This window comes from Denitrobaculum tricleocarpae, from assembly GCF_007004665.1.
Lineage (GTDB): Bacteria > Pseudomonadota > Alphaproteobacteria > Kiloniellales > Kiloniellaceae > Denitrobaculum > Denitrobaculum tricleocarpae.
On sequence record NZ_ML660052.1, the window covers coordinates 227,307 to 247,862 of the forward strand.

Below are 20,556 nucleotides of genomic sequence, written 5' to 3' on the forward strand. Positions count from 1 at the left end.
GCGTCGTCAGGCGACGGCGCGCTCCCCGGTGACCGGCTTGGCGATTGCCGGTTCGGCCACCGCGTTCTTTTGGATATAGCTGTGGATCTGCTCCGCGACATCCCGGCCGTCGCGCACTGCCCAAACCACCAGCGAGGCACCGCGGACGATGTCACCGGCTCCGAAAACACCATCCAGGCTTGTCATCATGGTGCGGAAATCGACTTTCAGGGTGCCCCAGCGGGTCACTGTGAGATCTGCGGAGTCGAACATCTGCGGCAGATCCTCAGGATCGAAGCCCAGGGCCTTAATGGCAATATCGGCTTCCACCGTGAAGCTCGAGCCCTCCAGAATCTGGGGCGTCTGGCGTCCGGTCGCATCGGCGACGCCAAGATGCACCCGCGATGCACGCACGGCCTCCACTTCGGTATCGCCCATAAAAGCCTCCGGAGCGGAGAGCCAGATGAATTCGACGCCTTCTTCCTCAGCGTGCTTCACCTCGCGCTGGGAGCCGGGCATGTTCTGACGGTCCCGGCGATAAAGGCATTTGACGGACTTGGCACCCTGGCGCACCGCGGTGCGCACGCAGTCCATGGCAGTGTCGCCGCCGCCAATCACGACAACGTTCTTTCCGGCGGCGTTTAAGCTTCCGTCGTCGAATGCAGGCACATCGTCGCCCAACCCTTTGCGGTTTGAAGCGGTCAGGAAATCCAGCGCGGGCAGGATATTCTTTAGGCCGACTCCGGGCATTTTGATGTCCCGGCCCTTGTAGACACCGGTCGCGATCAGAACGGCGGCGTGTTTGGCACGCAGCTCTTCCAGCGTCGAATCTTTTCCGATTTCGAAATTCAGATGAAACGTCACGGCGGAGTCTCTCAGCAGATTTGCCCGCCGCTCGACAATGTCCTTCTCGAGCTTGAAGTTCGGGATTCCATAGATCATCAACCCGCCGACCCGGTCGTAGCGGTCGTAGACATGAACCTGATAGCCTTTGCGGCGGAGTTCTTCCGCGGCGGCAAGCCCGGCGGGGCCCGCACCGATGATGCCCACCGATTCCGTACGCTCACGCAGGGGCTTGACCGGCTTGACCCAACCTTTTTCCCAGGCCGTGTCGGTGATGTATTTTTCCACGGATCCAATGGTGACGGTGCCATGGCCCGCCTGTTCGATGACGCAGTTGCCTTCGCACAAGCGGTCCTGCGGACAGATTCTTCCACAGATCTCCGGAAAATTGTTGGTCGATTGGGAGAGCTCGTAAGCTTCTTCCAGGCGGTCTTCCGCGGTCAGCATCAGCCAATCGGGAATGTTGTTATGCAGCGGGCAATGCACCTGGCAAAAGGGTACGCCGCACTGCGAGCAACGGCTCGCCTGCTCCGCGGCGGCGGCCGGATCGTACTCCTGGTATATCTCGTCGAAATCCTGACGCCGTTTTGAGGCGTCTCGTTTCTCCGGCAGATGCTGGTCCCGGTGGACAAACTGCAGCATTTTTTTTGTCATTTTCCGACCTCGTTCCTGACGGCTCTTGAGCTGCGCCGCTTTTGTGTTTTGTCGTGTATCCAGCATCTGACCCAGCCGGGTGTCCGCCGGGCGGTGTCTCCGGAATTTAGCCGCGCCGCCAGCGCATTAGCCCGTGCAGCCGCTCACATCCGCAAGCTTTCTAGATTCCGAAATCCTCACCTCTGAAGCCTGAAGAGCTCACGCCCTTGGGCCGTTTGTTCTGGAGAAGGCATTGCGCCGCCTGGACGGCACGAAGCATCTCCTGCCCGTTTTGGAGCATCGTTTCACCAGAGCTATACCCGATCCCGCGGAAGAAGGCGACAGGAATTTGCAAAATATGTCATATATACTGACCTATTTTGATTAACGGTTCGGGGGAGATCGACGTTACGAGAAATTTCCGAGTCCCGAAATTGATATATAGTACCGAAAGTGGACTAAAATTTATCTATGTCAAAGCTTGTGTCAAAATTGCAGCGTAGTGTTATAAGGCGCACGGATAGCAATTGTTCCGAAACTCCAAAAACGCATTGCAAACCGAAAGTTAGCCGGTGGACTCGGGTCTTTGATGCCGAGTGGCGAGAACCGGATTTTTGGTTAACGAAATGTGGAGAATGTTTGAGTACATGATTGGGTGTGAAAGCAGGCGATCAGCAAAAGTCTAAGAGGAAAACGCCTTGGCGCTCCTTCATGTATTTGTCCTCGCAATCGTGCAGGGACTTACAGAATTCCTTCCTATCAGCTCGTCCGGACACCTCGTGTTGGTCTGGGGGGGCGTGGATTACCTCGGTCTGAAGGTGCCGCAAGAGACCGCGCATTCACGGCTCCTCCTGGATATCGCTGTCCACGTTGGAACCCTCCTGGCGGTTTGCCTGTACTACTACCGCGACCTGATCGCGATGCTTGGCGGCTTCTTCGCCCTGGCGACCGGGCGCATTACCCCGGGCGCGCGACTGGCGTTGCTGGTTGTGATCGCAAGCATTCCGCTGGCTCTGGTGGGGTATTTCTTTCTGGAAGAGATTGCCGGGTCTTTGCACAACATTGAGGTTGTGGCCTGGGCGACGATCATTTTCGCCCTTGTTCTCTTCGTCACGGATCGTGTCGGCATGACCTTGCGCCGGATCGAACATATGACCGTATGGGCGGCGCTTCTGATCGGTTGCTGTCAGGTGTTGGCACTTATACCGGGGGCAAGCCGCTCGGGCATCACTATGTCGGCGGCACGTCTGCTCGGCTATGAGCGGACCGAGGCCGCGCGTTTTTCGCTGCTGATGGCGATCCCGGCCATTGCCGGCCCGGGACTGCTGTTGGCGCACGATGTGACCCAAACACCGGATGTGCAGTTCGGTTATGAGGTCGTTCTGGCTGCGGGAATGTCTTTCGCAGTGGCTTTCTTGACCATCGCCCTGATGATCCGCTGGCTGCAATATGCCGGCTTCGCACCCTTCGTGGTTTACCGGCTCTTGCTGGGTGCCGCCCTTCTTTACTGGATTGCCTGATTCAAAGATCGTTGGCCAGACTAGAAATCCACTCCATCAGCGGGATGTTTTCGCACTGAAGCGGCCGCCGGCTCGATGCCGTTCCAGGTAGGTCGGGATGATGGTCTCTACGGATTTCGGCGTTATTCCCAGTTCCGCGAAGCCTTTTGCGCCCTCGGAGACGATATTGTCACTGCGCAGCATCCGCACCTGATCACGGGTCAAGGGCGGGACGGGCAGCAATTCCAGAAAGGTGGCCTGAAGGCTGGCGATTGCGAAGGGCAGGGGGAGCAGCAACCGGCGTCTGCCTATCTCCTTCAGGAGCATTTGCAGAAGCGCCTTGAAGCTGTAGACACCGGGACCTCCGAGTTCGTAGGTTTGTCCCACTAAGCCATTTTGCTCAAGGCCCATCTGGATTGCCTGGGCGACGTCACCAACATAAACCGGTTGAAAACGTGTCTTCCCGCCGCCCACTAGGGGTAGAAAGGGAGAGATGCGTGTCATGTCCGCGAAGCGATTGAAAAAGCCATCCTCGGGTCCGATCACGATGCTGGGGCGCAAGATCGTGGCATCCGGAAAAGCTTGCCGGACGGCTTCCTCTCCTTTGCCTTTTGAGCGCGCATAGTCCGCCTCCGAGTCGGGGTCCGCCCCGATCGCGGAAACCTGCACGAGACGTTTAACCTGAGCGCCGGCTGCAGCGCGGGCGATGTTTGCCGCGCCAGTCGTGTGAACGCCGTCAAAGCGTTGGTTTCCCGACTCATACAGAATGCCCGTCAGGTTCACCACGGCATCCGCACCCGCGACGACCTCGGCCACACGGGCCTCGTCCTGCACCCGTGCCGCCACAGCCGCGATTTGGCCCACATCGCCAAGGGGCTGCAGGAAGTGCGCGCGCGAGGGATGCCGTTCCGCCAGCAGGATCGACCAGCCCGTTCGTGCGAGACGGGTGACCAGGTGGCGTCCGAGAAAGCCCGATCCGCCGAAGATAGTGACTTTTTGGCGCGGCATAACGTCTCCGTTGTTTTGGAACTCTGTTTTTTTGGGTCTGACTCTCGAGGGCGCCTCGTTTCAACAACCCTACGGACAAACTGAGCCCCGTTCCGGAAAAGTCCAGGGTTAGGACGCAAGCGTCAGGGTAAAAGCAATCGTTGACGCGGACAACAGGCTTCATCCCGCCGCGCGACTTACTGCCGTTCGGCTGGAATGGTCCGTTTCAGTGCCGAACATCCATGAGGCGTAGAGCTTGACAGGCCTTCCGGCGTTGTGAGAATGCCCTCCACAGAGTTTTTACAGGCCGGTTGTGAATTTCCGGCCACTGCAAAGGTCCAACCGCGTGAACGCACCCGAGATACATTTACACCAGGACGATCTGCCAGATGCTGTCCGTTTTGGTGATTCCGTTGCCATAGATACCGAGACCATGGGGTTGAATCCGCTGCGTGACCGTTTATGTCTGGTACAGCTTTCCGCCGGTGACGGCGTTTGCCATTTGGTTCAACTGCGTGATGGCACCTTTGCCGCGCCAAATCTCAAAGCCCTGCTGACGGACCCGAAAGTAACCAAACTCTTTCACTTTGCGCGTTTCGACCTCGCGGCTTTGAAACACTATCTGGATGTGGACTGCAGCCCTGTTTACTGCACGAAGATCGCTTCAAAACTCGCACGGACCTTTACCGACCGGCACGGATTGAAAGACCTCTGCCGGGAACTGATCGGCAAGGATATGTCGAAGCAGCAGCAGTCGTCGGACTGGGGGGCTGAGACACTGACCCCCGAGCAGTTGAAGTACGCTGCGTCCGACGTGCTTTATCTGCACGAAATCCGCCGCAAGCTCGACGAAATGCTGGCGCGCGAAGGCCGTAGCGAACTGGCGAAGAGTTGTTTCGAGTTTTTGCCCACGCGTTCGGCACTCGATCTGACGGGTTGGAGCGACGTTGACATCTTCGCGCACTGATCGGGCTGATGCTCCGGCTGCCCGATCGTTTGACGTCAATCATGTCATCGGGCCCTGAAGAGGTATAGTCTGGGAACCAGGTTGAGTTCCGTGGATGACATCAGGCTGTGGTGAGGATTCGGTTCCGCGTGACTGTGATGAGAAATGAAATGAGAGCGCCGGCATGAAGCCACTAGCAACCGATTCTTCTTCCAATTCCTCTTCCCTGGCCGCGCCGAGGGACAGCGAAGGTCCGACCGGGATTGAAGCCCGGGCGGGCGACGCTTCGGCGCAGGGCGCGGGAATGGCCGATAACAGTCGTCCCGCGGTTGACACCGGCCGCGGGCTTGAATTTGGCCGCCGCGTTCTCGCGCGGGAAATCTGCGGCCTGCAGGAACTGACCGAACACCTGGACGGGAGTTTTGTCCAGGCACTCGATCTTTTGGCGTCCTTGAGGGGCCGTGCCATCATTACCGGCATGGGGAAAAGCGGCCATATTGCCCGCAAGATCGCCGCGACACTGGCCTCGACCGGCACGCCGTCCCAGTTCGTTCACCCCGGCGAGGCGAGCCACGGGGATTTGGGCATGATTGCCCGGGATGATGTGGTCCTGGCTTTGTCGAACTCCGGAAACACGACCGAGTTGACAGACATCGTCGGCTATACGCGCCGCTTCTCCATTCCCCTGATTGCCATGACCAGCCGGGCAAAGAGCGCGCTGGCCGAGGCGGCTGATGTGGCCTTGATCCTGCCGCGTGCGGCGGAAGCCTGTTCAATCACTGAAGCGCCAACGACTTCAACGACCATGGCGCTCGCTCTTGGCGATGCTCTTGCGGTTTCCCTTCTGGAATGCAAAGGCTTTTCCGCGCAGGATTTTCACGTCTTCCATCCGGGAGGAGCGCTGGGCACGAAGCTGGTGCGCGTGTCCGAGATCATGCGTGGCCGGGACGAGCTGCCGCTTTGCGAGCCCGATACGACTGTTGCCGACGCCATTCTGATTATGACTGGTGGCGGTTTCGGCTGTGTTGGAGTGGCCGATCGGACCGACAGACTGATCGGCATGGTAACCGATGGCGATCTGCGCCGGCACATGGATCCTTCACTCCTGCAACGCACCGCACGGGAGGTCATGACGCCGGCGCCGAAATCGATCAGGCCGCAAGCCCTGGCCGCGGAGGCTCTGGGAGTTATGAACGACAACAAGATCACCAGCCTTTTTGTGCTTGAAGATGACCACCCGGTGGGGATCATCAGGATGCATGACTGTCTGCACATCGGCGTCGCGTAAAGGGACCGGACGGACGTATGGCGCAGGCATTTATCACTGATGAGGTCGAAGCCGAACCCGCTGGTGAACGTCAGCCGCCGCCGCGCCTCTCCCGGCGCAGCAGCTATAGCCGGTTTGTGGGCGTTCTCAAGGTGTTGCTGCCCGCAGTAGCCGTGGGCCTGATTATTCTCGTGATCGCCTGGCCGAGGCTTGACGGAACCACACCACAGGAAATTGTGCTGCCGGAGATCGATCTGCAGGGCGGGGAAGTCAGCGTCCTGAACCCCCGCTGGAATGGCGTCGACGATGAGGACCGGCCATTCACTGTCACCGCCGATCTGGTTTCTCAATCCAAAGAAGACCGCAACCTCTACGAACTTGAGCTGCCGAAAGCCGATATTACGCTGGAGGATGAAACCTGGCTGGCCCTCACGGCCCGGGCAGGCCGTTTCTTTTACGAAGAGCAGCAGCTGCAGCTGACCGGCGACGTCGATATGTTCCACGATCAGGGTTTTGAAATCCGGACTGAATCCGCCTCTATTGACCTTAAATCAAAGGATGCCTGGGGCGAGGAAGCTGTCGAAGGCCATGGCCCGGCCGGGCGTCTGAACGCTGAGGGCTTTCGCATTACGCAGGAAGGTGCGAGAATCCTCTTTACAGGCAAAAGCCGCCTGATTGTCTATCCGGACGCGCAGGAGGCCATCCGATGACGGTGAGCGATTTCGAGCGAGGGGCGGTGTTTCAGCATTTGAGAGTGTTTCAAAATCTGAAGACTCTTGTTCTCGGCCTTGCAATTCTTGTGTTGGCAGGAACACCGGCGCTCCAGTCCCAGGGGCTCTCCGGTCTGGAAGAAGGCGATTCGCCCCTGGAGATCAATGCGGAAGACGGCATCGAATGGCGCCGTGACGAGCAAACCTATGTTGCACGCGGCAATGCAAGGGCGGCGCGCGGGGAACTCGAAGTCTTCGCGGACGTCATGATCGCCAGCTACAGGGCGAGTGAGCAATCGAGCACCGACATCTATCGGATCGATGTGCATGGCAATGTGCGGATCGTGACACCAAATGAGGTGGTCTACGGCGAGAACGGTGTCTACGACGTCGAAAACGGGATCCTGGTTCTAACGGGCAATAACTTGAAGCTGACCAGCGGACAGGACGTTCTGACGGCGCAGGATAGCCTGGAGTATTGGGAAGGCAAACAGCTTGCCGTTGCGCGCGGCAATGCCGTTGCGACCCGGGAAGATAAGCGGATCCGTGGTGACGTTCTGACTGCGCACTTCGAACAGGGTGCGGATGAACAGCTGGAACTGGCGCGAGTCGACGCTTTCGACAATGTCGAAGTGGCTACGCAGCAGGAGTTTGCGCGGGCTGATAAAGGCCAGTACTTCGTCAAGCGGGAAGTCGCGCGCCTGATTGGGAATGTTAAGATTACGCGGTGTGGCAACCAGATGAACGGAAGCGAAGCGGAGGTCAATCTGGCCACGGGCGTCAGTCGAATGCTTGCGGGGCAGGACGGCCGGGTCGATGCTCTGATCGTCGGTTCACAGGATACCTGCGCAGAGTGAAACGCGAAGCTCCAGTAGCGCAAAGCCTGCAAAATGAGAAAAGTAAGGGCGGTTTTTGACTGTTCGTGTTAACTATCAAGAAATGAAGCTGCGGTGGATTGCGGTGAGGGAATTGAGAAAGTTGCAATGCGGGAAATAAAAAGCGGTCGAACCGATGAAGCGGACGACGAACGCGGAAAACCAAGACTTGTCGCCGATAACTCCGGGCTGATGGCTGTCAACATCGGCAAGAGCTTCAAGAAGCGGCCCGTCCTGCGGGGGATCTCGATGGAACTCCAGCGTGGCGAGGCCGTAGGACTTTTGGGGCCGAACGGCGCCGGTAAAACGACCAGTTTCTATATCATCACAGGTCTGCTTTCGCCGGACTACGGCTGGGTCACCCTAGACGGAAACGACATCACCGATATGCCAATGTACCGGCGCTCGCGCATGGGAGTCGGTTACCTGCCCCAGGAAGCCTCGATTTTTCGGGGCTTGAACGTCGAGCAGAATATCCGGGGCGTGCTGGAAGTAACCGAGTCAGACCGGGAGCGGCGCGAGGTCATGCTCGAAGACCTGATGGCCGAGTTTTCGATCACGCATCTGCGGCAGACGCCCGCTATGGCGCTTTCCGGCGGCGAACGGCGCCGGGTGGAAATCGCGCGCGCGCTGGCGTCCCAGCCAAGTTTTATCCTGCTGGACGAACCCCTGGCTGGTATTGATCCGATTGCGGTCGGCGATATCCGTGATCTAGTGTCTCACCTCAAAGACAGAGGCATCGGCGTCTTGATCACGGATCACAACGTGAGGGAAACGCTGGAGATCGTGGATCGCGCTTACATTATTCACGATGGAATGGTGCTCATGGAAGGCAACCCATCCGAGATCGTCGCCCATGAAGATGTGCGGCGTGTTTACCTCGGTGAAAGGTTTAGCCTTTAAGGGTTTAACCATATGGCGGTGACCCAAAGGTTAGAACTCCGACAGGGCCAGACCCTTGTCATGACGCCGCAGCTGCAGCAGGCAATCAAACTGCTGCAACTCTCCAACGTAGAGCTTGCGGCTTTTATCGACAGGGAGCTTGAGCAGAACCCGTTGCTCGAGCGAGACGACGGTCCTGATGGCGGAGCCAGCGAGAACGCAGCACTTGATGGTGCCGCGGCACCCGAGGCTACGCTCATGAACGGTCACGACACAGGCGTTCCAGGCGAATCCGCGGCGGGCTCCGAAGCCACAGCAGAGCAAATGGCCGAAGTCTCGGCGGCAGATCTGACTGAGTCTGCGCCTGATTCCCTTGACCTTGCCAACGCGGAAAGTCTGCCCGGCGACAATGATGCGCCGCTCGACACCGATTTTGAGAATGTTTACCAGAGCAGCCCCGGCGACGACCGGGGACAGGATGACACGTCGTTTTCGAACTGGGGTGCGGGTGGAAACACGCGCTTCGAAGATAGTGACCAGTCGATCGAGAGTCAGCTGACCGAGGCGGTAACTCTTCGGCAGCACCTGCTTGACCAGCTTCAGATGGATGTGACCGACCCGGTCGACCGAATGATTGGCGTCCATTTGATCGATATGCTCGATGTCAGCGGTTACCTTGTCGGTGATCTGAACGACCTGTCCGAAACCCTTGCCTGTGATATCGGCCGGGTTGAGGCAACGCTGGCAAAAATGCAGAAGATGGAGCCGGCAGGCGTCTTTGCCCGTTCACTGCGCGAATGCCTCGCCTTGCAGTTATCGGAGCAGAACAGGCTTGATCCGGCTATTGAGCGGTTGCTCGACAATCTCGATCTGTTGGGCAAACGTCAGTTTGCCGAGTTGCGTAAGATCTGCGGAGTCGACGAAGAAGACTTCATGGAGATGATCGCCGAGATCAAAGCGCTCAACCCGCGGCCCGCGGCAACCTTCGATGATAATGCCGCAGAACCGATTATCCCGGACGTTCTCATGCGGGCGCAGCCCGATGGAACCTGGCTGGTCGAATTGAACAGCGATACCTTGCCGCGCGTGCTGGTGAATACCCGCTATTTCACTAACGTTTCCGAGCGTGTCAGGACCAAGGAAGAGCGCGAATACCTCTCGAACCAGTATCAGACCGCAAACTGGCTGGTGAAATCCCTGCATCAGCGTGCGACGACGATTCTGAAGGTGGCTGCCGAGATCGTGCGCCAGCAGGATGCGTTCTTCCGCAAGGGTGTGCAGCATATGAAACCGCTCACCCTCAGGCACATTGCGGAAGTGATCGAGATGCATGAATCGACGGTGAGCCGCGTCACATCCAACAAGTATATTGTCACCCCCCGAGGCACTTACGAACTGAAGTACTTCTTCACGGCCTCGATCGGAGGGGCTGATGGCGAAGCCCACTCGGCGGAAGCGGTGCGTTACCGGATCAAAGTCCTGATCGACGCCGAAAACGCGTCCAAGATTCTGTCCGACGATACCATAGTCGACATGCTGCGGGGCGATGGTATCGACATCGCGCGCCGGACGGTGGCTAAATATCGCGAGTCGATGCGCATTCCATCATCGGTGCAACGCCGCCGCGAGAAAGCCGCGCAACGCTGAGGCGATTGCCCCGAGTTTGAACTTTCATTGGCTGGGTGATAGCCGCGTGTCTCTCCAATAGACTGGCTTCTCATGACGCTCGTTGGCGGAGCAACACCCCGGTGCCGCAAAAAGGAGACTTCTCCGCTGAGTCAGCCGGACCTGGCCTCACTTTGGTTAATTGTGATGCGAGTATGCTGGCAAAGTGCCTTTGAAGGGTTTAGAATTCGGTTACGGTTTTGTTGAGCGTATTCACTTCCGGGGCTAGTAAATCGGGGTGCAAATCGCTAACTAAGTTATTGAACAAGAGGCTGATTCACGTAGTTTGCCGGTCCGGCAAAATACGATCAGGCTCTAGAGCTGAGGTTCGACGGAAACGGGAGTCTCATCAGTGATAGCGCTACTATTGACTCCGTCCAGGCCCGACACTAATGTGCGCCGTCCTGGGCAGAGCAGAAGCCGAAAAACTTCGAAAACCCACAGAAATCCTAGAGAAATATAGAAACATGCAGCTATCCGTAAAAGGGAAGCAGCTCGATGTCGGTGACGCAATGCGCACTCATATCGAGGACAGTCTGTCGCGAACTCTCGACAAGTATTTTGGCGATGCCATAGATGTAAACGTGACCCTCACGCGCGAGGCCCATCTCTATCACGCGACCGTCTCTGCCCATGTCGGGCGGAACATTCGCTTGCAGGCGAATGGCGCGGCGGCGGAGCCCTATCCCGCCTTTGATGTTGCGGCCGAACGTCTGTCCAAGCGGCTGCGCAGGCATAAGCGTAAGCTTCGTGATCACGGAAATTCCAACGATCATGATGTTGAGACTCAGATGGCGCAGCAGTATATTCTATCTGGAGATGCTGAAGCGCATGAAGGCGATGACAGCGAGGGAGATGGAAAGCCCTTGATCGTCGCAGAGATGGCGACGGATATCCCAAGCCTGACAGCTGGACAAGCGGTCATGCGTATGGATTTGGAGGATCTACCGGCGATGATGTTCCGAAATAGTTCTCATGGTGGTCTGAATATGATCTACCGGCGGCCCGATGGTCACATCGGCTGGGTGGATCCCCGCGGCAATCGCGGCGAATAGTCTTTCACAACCAAGATATTATCATGGAAATTGCCGATCTCATCAGCCACGGGAGTGTTGTTGCCAACTTGCGGGTGACCAGCAAGAAGCAGGCACTCCAGGAGCTCGCCAAGCGTGCTTCCGAACTGACCGGGCAACCTGAACGTGTTCTGTTCGAAGTCCTGATCGAGCGGGAGCGCTTGGGAACCACCGGAGTCGGCAATGGGATTGCCATCCCGCACGGAAAACTCTCAGGGTTGGACCGTCTCTACGGCATGTTTGCGCGCCTGGAGACGCCGATTGACTTCGATGCTATCGATGAGCAGCCTGTCGATCTCATCTGCATGCTCCTGGCGCCGGAAACGGCTGGTGCGGATCACCTGAAGGCCCTTGCGAGGGTGTCGCGTCTGCTCAGGAACCGGAGTGTTTGCGAGAAGCTTCGCGGGACGGACAGTACTGATGGCATCTACGCCCTGCTGACCGAATCGACGGCTAACGCCGCCTGATTTCCTCCGCATAGGGGAAGAGCATCTCTTCCCCTAAAAACTTATTGTTCCGCACTTTGCCGCTCATGAGACGTTCTTGGCCAGAGCGGCCCGCTTTGAAACCCCGGCGTTCTGACGACATTCATCTCACCTCGTGAGCGGGAGCGCTTTACCGCTCTCCGTCGAGAAGAGGTGCATGTGACTCGTATCGATTGTCAGCAAGATCTGTGATCCGGGCTCGATTTCAGTTTGTCCCGGACTGTGTACGGTGATGGCATCTCCATTGGGCATGGCCGCATAGATATAGGATTCGCCGCCCAGGCGCTCCACGCTCTTAACGTCGACGTGAACGGCGCCGGTATCCGCGGACGATGCCAGATGAAGACCGTTGGGACGGATTCCGAGCGTCACCGCCATGGCGTCTGAAGCCTGTGGCGTATCGTCCGGCAGTTCGATCTTGTCTCCGGTTTCCAGTACAAGCCTTGTGCCGGAGCCCTTTTCCATCACGCCCTTTAAAAAGTTCATCTTCGGTGAGCCGATAAAGCCGGCGACAAAGATGTTGTCCGGTTCATTATAGAGGTCCAGCGGTGTTCCGAACTGCTCCACTACGCCGTCCCGAAGCACGGCGATCTTGTCGGCCATGGTCATGGCCTCCACCTGGTCGTGGGTCACGTAGATCATCGTGTTCCCCAAGCGCTTGTGAAGCCGTGCGATCTCGCCCCGCATGTCCACGCGCAGTTCGGCATCCAGATTCGAGAGTGGTTCGTCGAACAGAAAAACCCGAGGTTCACGCACGACGGCCCGTCCGATAGCAACCCGTTGGCGCTGGCCACCGGAGAGATCTTTCGGCCGGCGTTGAAGGAGTTGATCAATCTGCAGCATCCGGGAAACCTCTTCGATCTTCTTGGCGATCTGCGGCTTGGGCGTATTGAGGTTTTCCAGTCCGAAAGACAGGTTTTGCTGTACCGTCATATGGGGATAGAGGGCATAGGACTGGAACACCATGGCCAGTCCCCGTTCGGCGGCGGGTATCCGGTTCACAAGCTCGTCGTCGATCAGGATGGAGCCGTCCGTAATGCTCTCAAGGCCGGAAATCATGCGCAGCAGGGTCGATTTTCCGCATCCCGATGGTCCGACAAACACACAGAATTCCCCGTGTTCTATATGCAGGTCGATCCCCCTGATGACCTTGGCCGCACCGTAAGCTTTCTCAACGTTGCGCAGCTCCAGTTTTGCCACGTAACAGACCTCCCATACTATTTTTTGCGCCCGTTTTACGACCGCCCGTTTTTTGATGTCGCTTCGCGCATCTACTTGCCGCCCGTCGATGCGATTCCGGTTGCGATGTATTTTTGCAAGAACGCGAACACCAGTGCGATCGGCAGCAGTGTGAGAACCGTCATGGCAAGCAGGCTGCTCCAATTGGTATCCATCTCGCCCTGAAAGGCGTTCAGGGCCAGTTGCAGCGTGAACTTTTCCGGCCTTGATAGGGCGATCAGGGGCCACAGGAAGTCGTTCCAGCGCCACATGATGGCCAGGATCGCGAGCACGGCGAGGGCCGGCGCGCTCAGGGGCAGGACGATCCGCCAGTATATCTTCCACTCGCTCGCCTTATCCATGCGCGCGGCGTCCAGGATCTCATCCGGGATGGTCAGCATGTACTGGCGCAACAGAAATACACCGGTGGGCGTCGCGGCACCTGGGATGATGACGCCCCAGAGACTATCCAGCATCCCCAGCTCTCGCGTAACCAGAAACAGCGGTACCAGCACGACGGTTTGCGGAACCATCAGGACGCCGATGACGAGAGCCATCACGGTGCCCCGTCCACGAAATTCGTACTTGGAGAGGGCAAAAGCGGCCATGGAGTTGACCAGCAGCATGATCAGGGTGGCCATGACCGTGATGAAGGTGCTGTTCCAGAGGAACCGCATAAAATTGAAGCGAGCGAAGAGTTCCGTGTAGTTCTTCGTTGCCAGGGAAACGCTCTCGACGGCTTGACGGTCCTTAATGCTGATCTTGATAACTTCACTCGGGTTTTCCGGGCGCACCACCTGTGCGACCAGGCCGATGCGCCTGACCTGCGCCACCCGCGCACCCGCCAGTTCACCTGTCGTTACGGTAAAAACAGGCAGGGGTTTGTCATAGCCCTCTACCTCGGTCATTTCCTGTGCGTAGGGCAGAAACCGCGGCGGGAAGCGCTCCAGTTCGGCATCGGTTTTGAAAGAGGAAAGGGTGAGCCAAAGGACGGGACCGAACATCAGAAGAACGCCCGAGAAGAGATAGCCGTAGGTAAACCAGTCGGTCCAATGCAGCCGGCCCCGGCCGCGCGTTCTGGTGAGAAACGAGATGACTCTAGCCATTCGCGTTCTTCTTCGTCGCCCAGAGTTGCAGGCCCGTCAGCACCACCAGCACCACCGCCAGGATAATCGATGCAGCCGAGGCCAGCCCGAACAGTCTGGGCGCGCCAGCAAAGCCGGTTTCATAAATGTACTGAATGATCAGTGTCGTTGCTGAGCCCGGTCCGCCGCCGGTAAAGGCGTAGACTTCATCGAAGGTCTGAACGCCCTTGATAAGAGCCAGAACCATGACGACCAGCATGGTCGGCATCAGAAGGGGGAGTGTGATGCGGTAGAAGGTACGGAACGGCGATGCCGCATCCATCACGGCAGCCTCGTAGACATCCCGCGGGATCGCCTGCAGGCCGGCGAGAAGGATCAGTGTATAAAAGCCCATGTGGGCCCAGACCGAGAGGAACACGGACCAGCCGAAGGCCCATTGGCGGTCGAGGAGCCACAGAAAACTGTCATATCCCATGCCTTCGAGACCGGCATTGAGGATGCCCTGCCGTTGCAGGATCCATTTCCATATCAGGGCGACGACAACGGGAGACAGGAGAACCGGAAAAAAGAAAACACTGCGGAAAAAACCGCGTGCCCGGATCTTTTGATTGAGAACCAGCGCGGTAATCAATGAAAAGCCAACCATGAAGCCGACCTGCAGGATCACAAATACGACCGTGTTGTGAACCGCCCGCCAGAAAAAATCCTTCTCGCAACTATTCGGGTCGAGATAGTTCTCACAAGCCGCGAGAGTGCCAAAGTTTTCCAGCCCGACAAAGGGCCGGTCACGCAACAGAATTTGATCGCTGCCGGTCAGGGCATATACGAGATTCAAAATGATGGGCAGGAAAGCGAAGAGGGCGAAGAGAAGCAAGTTGGGGGTCAGAAAAACCCAGGCCAGCTTTTGAATCCCAAACCTTCGCTGCGCAGCCAGCATCGGAACTTCGATCAGCCGCATGACGGGTGACAGCAATCCGAGCATGTCTCTTCCCCCGGGTTTGAGCGTTCGAAGGGCGCAAACGGAGAGCCGCGCCCTTCTTCAAACTCTAGTTGGCGGCAGCCGCCAGGGCCTGTTTCAAGTCGTCTTTGGCACGTTTCATCGCTTCTTCGACGCTCATCTCGCCGACGATGGCCTGTGAAACGCGTTGCAGGGTAATGTTGAACATCGCGCGATTGTTCTTGTAACCCTGATAGGCGTAAGCAACAGGGGATATGGTCGACACCTGCTGGCCCCAGGTATTCAACGCCTTCGCAGCCGTCGGGGAGGCGCCCGCATAGTCGACACCTTTCGCGGCGACAGCTGCATGAGCCGGGATGTTCAAGGACTTTGCAGTGAGGTCGGCGTAGTTCTGTTCCTGAGCGAGGAAGTCGATCAGCCTGGCCACGGTCTCAGGAGACTTCGTCGCTTTAAATCCGACGATCCCCGCACCGCCCGGCATGCCGGAACAGGCAGCCGGACCGCAGGGAGAGCCCACGACTTTCCAGTCAAAAGCATCGCCGATGCCCGTATCCATGCGCTGCACCTGCCAACTGCCCGAGTAGTAGTAAACCAACTCGCCGTTGATGAACTCCTGAGCGGCATCCTGGTAGCTGGTACCCCCGCTGCCGCCCCAGACGTCGCGTGCCATGGTGCCGTCATTGTGCCATCGGACAAATTTCTCGACGAATCCGGTAAAGCCGTCGTCGACCAGAATGGGCTCACCTTTATCGTCGAACAGCTTGGCGCCATTGGAGATAGCGGGTCCGGCGATTCTGTGGCCGGAACGGTCCATGGCCATGGGGAAGCGTGTCTCTGTTGCTTTTGCGACCTGGCGGGCGGCTTCCGCCCAGCTGTCCCAATCCGCATCTGCCGCCGGGACCGCGACACCGGCCTGCTCGAACAGGGTCTGATTGATGTAGGGGCCGGTGATCGTTAACTGCGAGTGCATGCCGTAGATGCCATCGTCATCCGGGCCGCTGCGATACCAGTTGAGGGTTTCGCCAAATGACTCTTCCCAGTAGTTGGCGTCAACGTAGGGCTTTATATCGAGGTAGTATTTGTTCAGACCTCCGAGATCCGTGACCTTCGCCAGATCCGGCCCCGTGCCCGCGGCCAGTTGCACAGGCAGGCTTTCCAGAACTGCTTTATAGGAAACCTCATCCATGATGACATCGACACCCGGGTTCTCGGCCTCGAAGCGTTTGATAATCTCCTCGATCGCAACGCACTCGTTTCCATCCGAAGAGCACATAAAACGGATCTCCTCGCCGACTGCGCTCGAGAACGCGCCGGGCGCAATCGTCAGGACTGCCGCCGTCAGCGTTGTTGCCGCCACGAGTTTTGCTTTCAACATTCGGTTCCTCCCATCTAATTTATTTTCAGTCGTTCTAGGTCTCCGTTGGAATCCAGCTTTCGTAGAGTGTGGTGCCTGCAGCCAGAGGTAATTTTACCACCTTATCAAATCTACTGGCGTGATAGATAGCGGTCACCAGTTCAATCGAACGCCGTCCGTCGGCGAGCGTTACTTCGCGGCCGCCCTGTCCCGCCAGCGAGTCCGCCAATGCCTCGAAGAAACCCGTGAAGCCGGTCTTTACCGCCGGTACCGAAGCCACCACTTCGTCAACTCGCGTCTGATCTGCGGGTTCTCTCGCTTCGAAGCGCCAGGGTCCGGTTGCCGGTGCATAGGGTTCCGGGCCGCTTTCGGCCGTCAGACCCTCGAAGCAGATACGCAGACGCGTCGTATCGCTGGCGGCGCCCAGGGTGATGGAGCTGGAGGCCACGGCCCCGTTTTCCATTTGAAAAGAGATTGCGGCGCAGTCTTCCACTTCGATTCCGTTGACCCGGGTTGTCGTCATTGCCGAGAGCCGTGCCACCGGTCCCAGGATATGCATGAGGAGATCGTGATTGTGGATCGCATGTCCGAGAACCGCGCCGCCCTGTTCCCCCGCCCAGGTGCCGCGCCAGGGCACGGCGTAGTACTCGGCATTCCGGTTCCAGTGGGTTTCCAGGCTTGCGGCATAGGGTCGTCCGGTCAGACCGGCTTCCATCAGCGCATGCAGCTGCGTGATCGCAGGGCCGTAGCGATATTGAAAGACGGGGATCAGGCTGCCTTTTGAGCCAGCTGCGACCTCGATCAGGGCATCTGCTTCTTTCAGTGAGCAGACTAAGGGCTTTTCGCAGACGACGTGTTTGCCGGCCTGCAGGGCGCGCACCGCCATCTCGAAGTGCAGGTGCGGGGGAAGGCATACATCGATCAGATCTATTTCAGGATCCGAGAGCATTCTCGCGGCGTCCGTCTCGATTCTGATGGCGTTGTCTTGGATAATCGAAGCCGCCCGGTCGCGGTCAAGATCACAGACCGCCTTTACCTCGAACCGCTCAGGCAATTGCCGGTATGCGGCGAGATGTTCACGGCCTATGCCTGCGCCCAGGATTGCGACGCGGATTGCTCCACTCATCTCGGTGCGTCCGCTACGCCCTCTGCCTTCATCTGCGCTTTCAAGGCGAGTTCCATCACCTTGAAAGCATGGGCCTGCGGCATGGCGGTTTCCGTCCGGTTTCTGATGTCGTCGGCAAGTTTCCCGAAATAAGGGAAGCCGGCGTCCGAGCAGTCGATCTTTTCGCATCTTTCGCCGTTGACGAGGTAGAGGTGATCGATGCCGTCATCCCGGGCCACGTCGACGTACTTGCGCAGTTCGATGTAGCCCTCGGTTCCCAGAATCGTGAGCCTGCCGTCGCCCCAGGTCGGCAGGGCGTCAGGCGTGTACCAGTCGACACGGATGTAGGCATGCCCCTTATCGTTGCGCAGCGCGACTTCACCAAAGTCCTGTAGACCGGGATGCTTGGGGTTTGCGTAATTCGCGACGGAACTCAGCGTGATTTCCGCGTCGTTTGAACCGGTGAAGTAGAGGAACTGGTCGATTTGGTGAGAGGCGATGTCGCAGAGAATACCGCCGTACTTCTCGCGCTCGAAAAACCAGCCGGGCCGTGTCTGCTCGTTCAATCGGTGCGGTCCGAGACCGACAGTCTGTATCACCCTTCCAATCGCGCCGGCCTGAACAAGCTCCGCTGCGCGCGTCACACTTGCAACTTCGAACCTCTCGGAAAAATCGATGGACCAGATCCGGCTGCTGCGGCTTACAGCTTCCCTGATGGCGCTCAGCTGGTCCAGGGTGGTACAGCCCGGCTTGTCGGTCATCACGTCCTTGCCATGCTCCATGGCTTCAATCGCGAGGCCGGCCCGGTCGACGGGAACCGATGCAATCAGGATCAGGTCAATCTCCGTATCCCTCAGCAGGTCGACCCTGTTTTCATATCGCGGGGCGTCCGGAAAGCGTTTTAAAAAACCGTCCAGCGTTCCGGGTGTTCCTTCAGTCCACCAACCGGCGAATTCGCCGCCGACGTCCAGCATGTTCTGGATCTGGCCGAAGATATGCCGATGATCAATTCCCAATGCGGCGAATTTCAGTGGCTTGGTCATATATTACTCCGCTGCGGGAAGGGTGACCGCGCGCTCCTCACGTGATGATTCTAGCAACGCATCGATAAGTCTGTGAACAGCAAGCGTCTCGCGGCCGGAAGCAACCGGTTGACTGTCCTCTGCAACGGCTTGTGCAAAACGCTCGATGATCTTTTGGTGCCATTCATGGGTAAAAGCCATCGGGTCGGCACCGCCGCCGGTCGCAGTTTCTTCGCCGAAGCTCTCCTGCTGTCCGTCGTGCCAGTCAACATCGAGCTTGCCGGACTCGAGCTTTACCGAAGCCTTTGTAAAGTGCAGGGCAATGGATTCGGCCCGGCCCGGATAACTCGCGGTGCTGGCAACCAGAGACCCGGCAGCGCCGTTGCCGAACTCCAGGCCTGCCGACACGAAGTCTTCGGATTCCATCTTGTGCAGTGCGCTTGTCCGCGCGAAGGCTTGTACTTTCCGGACGGGGCCTGTGAACGTGAGGGCGAGATCGAGGGTGTGAATGGCCTGTGAGATCAGGACACCGCCGCCGTCCCGGGCATAGGTCCCGCGGCCGGGTTCGTCGTAATAGGACTGTTCGCGCCACCAGGGCACAAGAATTTCGGCGACGGCGAGCTCCCCGAGCGCACCGTTGCTGAGGAGTGCCTTGAGCTTGATCGCCGATGCGCGCATCCGATGCTGAAAGACAATCCCGAGTTTGACGCCGGCCGCTTCGCATGATGTGACGATTTCCGTCGCCGCGACAGAGCTGCGTTCGATAGGTTTTTCCAGGAGGATGTGTTTGCCGCTGTTTGCAAGAATCTGCACGATCTCGGCGCGGGCGTTTGGCGGTGTGGCGACAATGACGAAGTCAATCTCAGGATCTTCCGCAATTTCCCGTGGTGTAGCGTAGGCTTTCGGAACAATGCCCAGCTCACTGGAAATGTCCTTCGCGAAGGCTGCGGCTCTACCCGCGTCGCGAGAGCAAACCCCTTGCAAGGTGATTTTGCCTTTTGTTGCGGCAATAGCGCGGACGTGGGTGCGTGCGACCATACCCAGTCCTATCAAAGCTGTCTTCATCTTCCCCCCGCACAAACGTCGAAATGCTTTTGGCTCGACCTTGAGGAGTTTTTGTAGCATACCAGTATACCGGCTGCAAATTCTCTCGTGCGGCAGCCGGGTTATCGGAAGCGGATGGATGCCGGATGCCTCAGACCGTTAGAGCCAATGCGAAGAGTTTACCGGGCCCAGACCCGGTTTCCGGTCTGCGCTTTGCGCCGCTTGATTTCACCCGTCCGGCCGGGAGTCAGATCTTCGATACGCTCAAGGCAGCGATACTAAGAATGATTTTGCCGCCCGGTTGTTTTCTCTCGGAAAGCGAAATCGCATCCAAGTTCGGAGCAAGCCGAACACCGGTACGCGAAGCTTTCATGCAACTGCGTGAAGCCGGATTGGTCACCACACTGCCAAGCCGCGGGAACTTCGTGACCAGGTTGAACCGTGAAAAGATCCTCGAGGCCCGGTTCCTCCGCGAAGCTATAGAGGTCGCGAATGTCTGCAGGCTCGTCGAGGTGGGATTGCCGCCATCATCTCAGGCCGCTCTGAGAAAAAACCTGATTGACCAGGGGCTTGCGATTACCCAGCAGGATGACCTGCGCTTTCGCCTGTTGGATGACAGGTTCCACGGTCTGCTGGCTGAGGCGACTGGTTATCCCAGGGTTGCGCACGTTCTCGAGCGGGAAAAGATGTTGCTGGACCGCCTGCGCGCGCTCTCCCTGCGCGACAAGGGCCACCAAAACAGACTTCTCTCGGAACACCGGCAGATCCTTGATGCCGTCTTGCTTCAAGATCAAGCGGCAGCGCTCGCCATCACCAAGGCGCATCTGAGTTCGATCCTCGAGACCCTCTCGAGTCTCGCCGCCAGGCACCAGGACTATTTCGATTGAAGGCGATGAGGGCACGGCGTGCCCTCAGGGTCTCAGGCC

19 protein-coding genes are annotated in these 20,556 nt (G+C 58.1%); 10 read left to right on the forward strand and 9 right to left on the reverse strand.

Features of this window, described 5'->3' with window-relative positions:
- Positions 1 to 6 precede the first annotated feature (6 nt).
- Positions 7 to 1,476, reverse strand: coding sequence for an NAD(P)-dependent oxidoreductase (locus FKG95_RS01025; protein ID WP_142894283.1), 1,470 nt, complete (start codon positions 1,474 to 1,476; stop codon positions 7 to 9).
- A 677-nt stretch (positions 1,477 to 2,153) separates the two neighbouring features.
- On the opposite strand from FKG95_RS01025, the gene FKG95_RS01030 reads away from it, so the two are divergent.
- Positions 2,154 to 2,975: an undecaprenyl-diphosphate phosphatase gene (locus FKG95_RS01030; RefSeq protein ID WP_142894285.1), complete on the forward strand. Its 822-nt coding sequence runs from the start codon at positions 2,154 to 2,156 to the stop codon at positions 2,973 to 2,975.
- 36 nt (positions 2,976 to 3,011) lie between these two features.
- On the opposite strand, the gene FKG95_RS01035 is transcribed toward FKG95_RS01030, so the two are convergent.
- Entirely contained in the window at positions 3,012 to 3,962 is a 951-nt protein-coding gene (locus tag FKG95_RS01035; protein ID WP_142894287.1) for a complex I NDUFA9 subunit family protein, read from the reverse strand.
- A 325-nt stretch (positions 3,963 to 4,287) separates the two neighbouring features.
- On the opposite strand from FKG95_RS01035, the gene FKG95_RS01040 reads away from it, so the two are divergent.
- The 8 genes from FKG95_RS01040 to ptsN all read left to right on the forward strand — a co-directional run bounded on the left by FKG95_RS01040 (position 4,288) and on the right by ptsN (position 11,826).
- Positions 4,288 to 4,908 carry a ribonuclease D gene (locus FKG95_RS01040; RefSeq protein WP_142894289.1) on the forward strand — a complete coding sequence of 207 codons (621 nt, stop codon included), beginning with the start codon at positions 4,288 to 4,290 and terminating at the stop codon, positions 4,906 to 4,908.
- Positions 4,909 to 5,191: 283 nt separating this feature from the next.
- Entirely contained in the window at positions 5,192 to 6,175 is a 984-nt protein-coding gene (locus FKG95_RS01045) for a KpsF/GutQ family sugar-phosphate isomerase (protein ID WP_142895159.1), read from the forward strand.
- A gap of 17 nt (positions 6,176 to 6,192) precedes the next feature.
- Positions 6,193 to 6,864 carry an LPS export ABC transporter periplasmic protein LptC gene (gene lptC / locus FKG95_RS01050; RefSeq protein ID WP_142894291.1) on the forward strand — a complete coding sequence of 224 codons (672 nt, stop codon included), beginning with the start codon at positions 6,193 to 6,195 and terminating at the stop codon, positions 6,862 to 6,864.
- Positions 6,861 to 7,721, forward strand: coding sequence for an LptA/OstA family protein (locus FKG95_RS01055; protein ID WP_142894293.1), 861 nt, complete (start codon positions 6,861 to 6,863; stop codon positions 7,719 to 7,721). The genes lptC and FKG95_RS01055 overlap by 4 nt, the downstream gene beginning before the upstream one ends.
- Positions 7,722 to 7,847: 126 nt before the next feature.
- Positions 7,848 to 8,642, forward strand: coding sequence for an LPS export ABC transporter ATP-binding protein (lptB, locus tag FKG95_RS01060; protein WP_142894295.1), 795 nt, complete (start codon positions 7,848 to 7,850; stop codon positions 8,640 to 8,642).
- A gap of 12 nt (positions 8,643 to 8,654) precedes the next feature.
- A complete protein-coding gene (gene rpoN / locus FKG95_RS01065) occupies positions 8,655 to 10,268 on the forward strand; it encodes an RNA polymerase factor sigma-54 (RefSeq protein ID WP_142894297.1) in 1,614 nt (537 codons plus the stop codon).
- A gap of 485 nt (positions 10,269 to 10,753) precedes the next feature.
- Positions 10,754 to 11,341: a ribosome hibernation-promoting factor, HPF/YfiA family gene (gene hpf / locus FKG95_RS01070; RefSeq protein WP_142894300.1), complete on the forward strand. Its 588-nt coding sequence runs from the start codon at positions 10,754 to 10,756 to the stop codon at positions 11,339 to 11,341.
- Positions 11,342 to 11,364: 23 nt separating this feature from the next.
- Positions 11,365 to 11,826: a PTS IIA-like nitrogen regulatory protein PtsN gene (gene ptsN, locus FKG95_RS01075; RefSeq protein WP_142894302.1), complete on the forward strand. Its 462-nt coding sequence runs from the start codon at positions 11,365 to 11,367 to the stop codon at positions 11,824 to 11,826.
- A gap of 126 nt (positions 11,827 to 11,952) precedes the next feature.
- On the opposite strand, the gene FKG95_RS01080 is transcribed toward ptsN, so the two are convergent.
- From FKG95_RS01080 to FKG95_RS01110, 7 genes are all read right to left on the reverse strand, one after another.
- Complete coding sequence (locus tag FKG95_RS01080) at positions 11,953 to 13,044, reverse strand: ABC transporter ATP-binding protein (RefSeq protein WP_142894304.1); 1,092 nt, start codon at positions 13,042 to 13,044, stop codon at positions 11,953 to 11,955.
- A gap of 71 nt (positions 13,045 to 13,115) precedes the next feature.
- Positions 13,116 to 14,168 (reverse strand): carbohydrate ABC transporter permease, encoded by a 1,053-nt coding sequence (locus tag FKG95_RS01085; RefSeq protein ID WP_142894306.1) that lies wholly within the window; start codon positions 14,166 to 14,168, stop codon positions 13,116 to 13,118.
- Positions 14,161 to 15,129 (reverse strand): carbohydrate ABC transporter permease, encoded by a 969-nt coding sequence (locus tag FKG95_RS01090; RefSeq protein ID WP_142894308.1) that lies wholly within the window; start codon positions 15,127 to 15,129, stop codon positions 14,161 to 14,163. Before FKG95_RS01090 ends, FKG95_RS01085 begins: the two co-directional genes overlap by 8 nt.
- Before the next feature lie 64 nt (positions 15,130 to 15,193).
- Complete coding sequence (locus FKG95_RS01095) at positions 15,194 to 16,480, reverse strand: ABC transporter substrate-binding protein (protein WP_142894310.1); 1,287 nt, start codon at positions 16,478 to 16,480, stop codon at positions 15,194 to 15,196.
- A gap of 34 nt (positions 16,481 to 16,514) precedes the next feature.
- On the reverse strand, positions 16,515 to 17,585 hold the full coding sequence (locus tag FKG95_RS01100) for a Gfo/Idh/MocA family protein (RefSeq protein ID WP_142894312.1): 1,071 nt from the start codon (positions 17,583 to 17,585) through the stop codon (positions 16,515 to 16,517).
- Entirely contained in the window at positions 17,582 to 18,607 is a 1,026-nt protein-coding gene (locus FKG95_RS01105) for a Gfo/Idh/MocA family protein (protein WP_142894313.1), read from the reverse strand. The genes FKG95_RS01100 and FKG95_RS01105 overlap by 4 nt, the downstream gene beginning before the upstream one ends.
- A 3-nt stretch (positions 18,608 to 18,610) precedes the next feature.
- Positions 18,611 to 19,651 (reverse strand): Gfo/Idh/MocA family protein, encoded by a 1,041-nt coding sequence (locus tag FKG95_RS01110; RefSeq protein WP_142894316.1) that lies wholly within the window; start codon positions 19,649 to 19,651, stop codon positions 18,611 to 18,613.
- Between the two features lie 125 nt (positions 19,652 to 19,776).
- Here FKG95_RS01110 and FKG95_RS01115 point away from each other — a divergent pair, with 125 nt between their 5' ends.
- Positions 19,777 to 20,517 (forward strand): GntR family transcriptional regulator, encoded by a 741-nt coding sequence (locus FKG95_RS01115; RefSeq protein ID WP_142894319.1) that lies wholly within the window; start codon positions 19,777 to 19,779, stop codon positions 20,515 to 20,517.
- Positions 20,518 to 20,556: the final 39 nt, after the last annotated feature.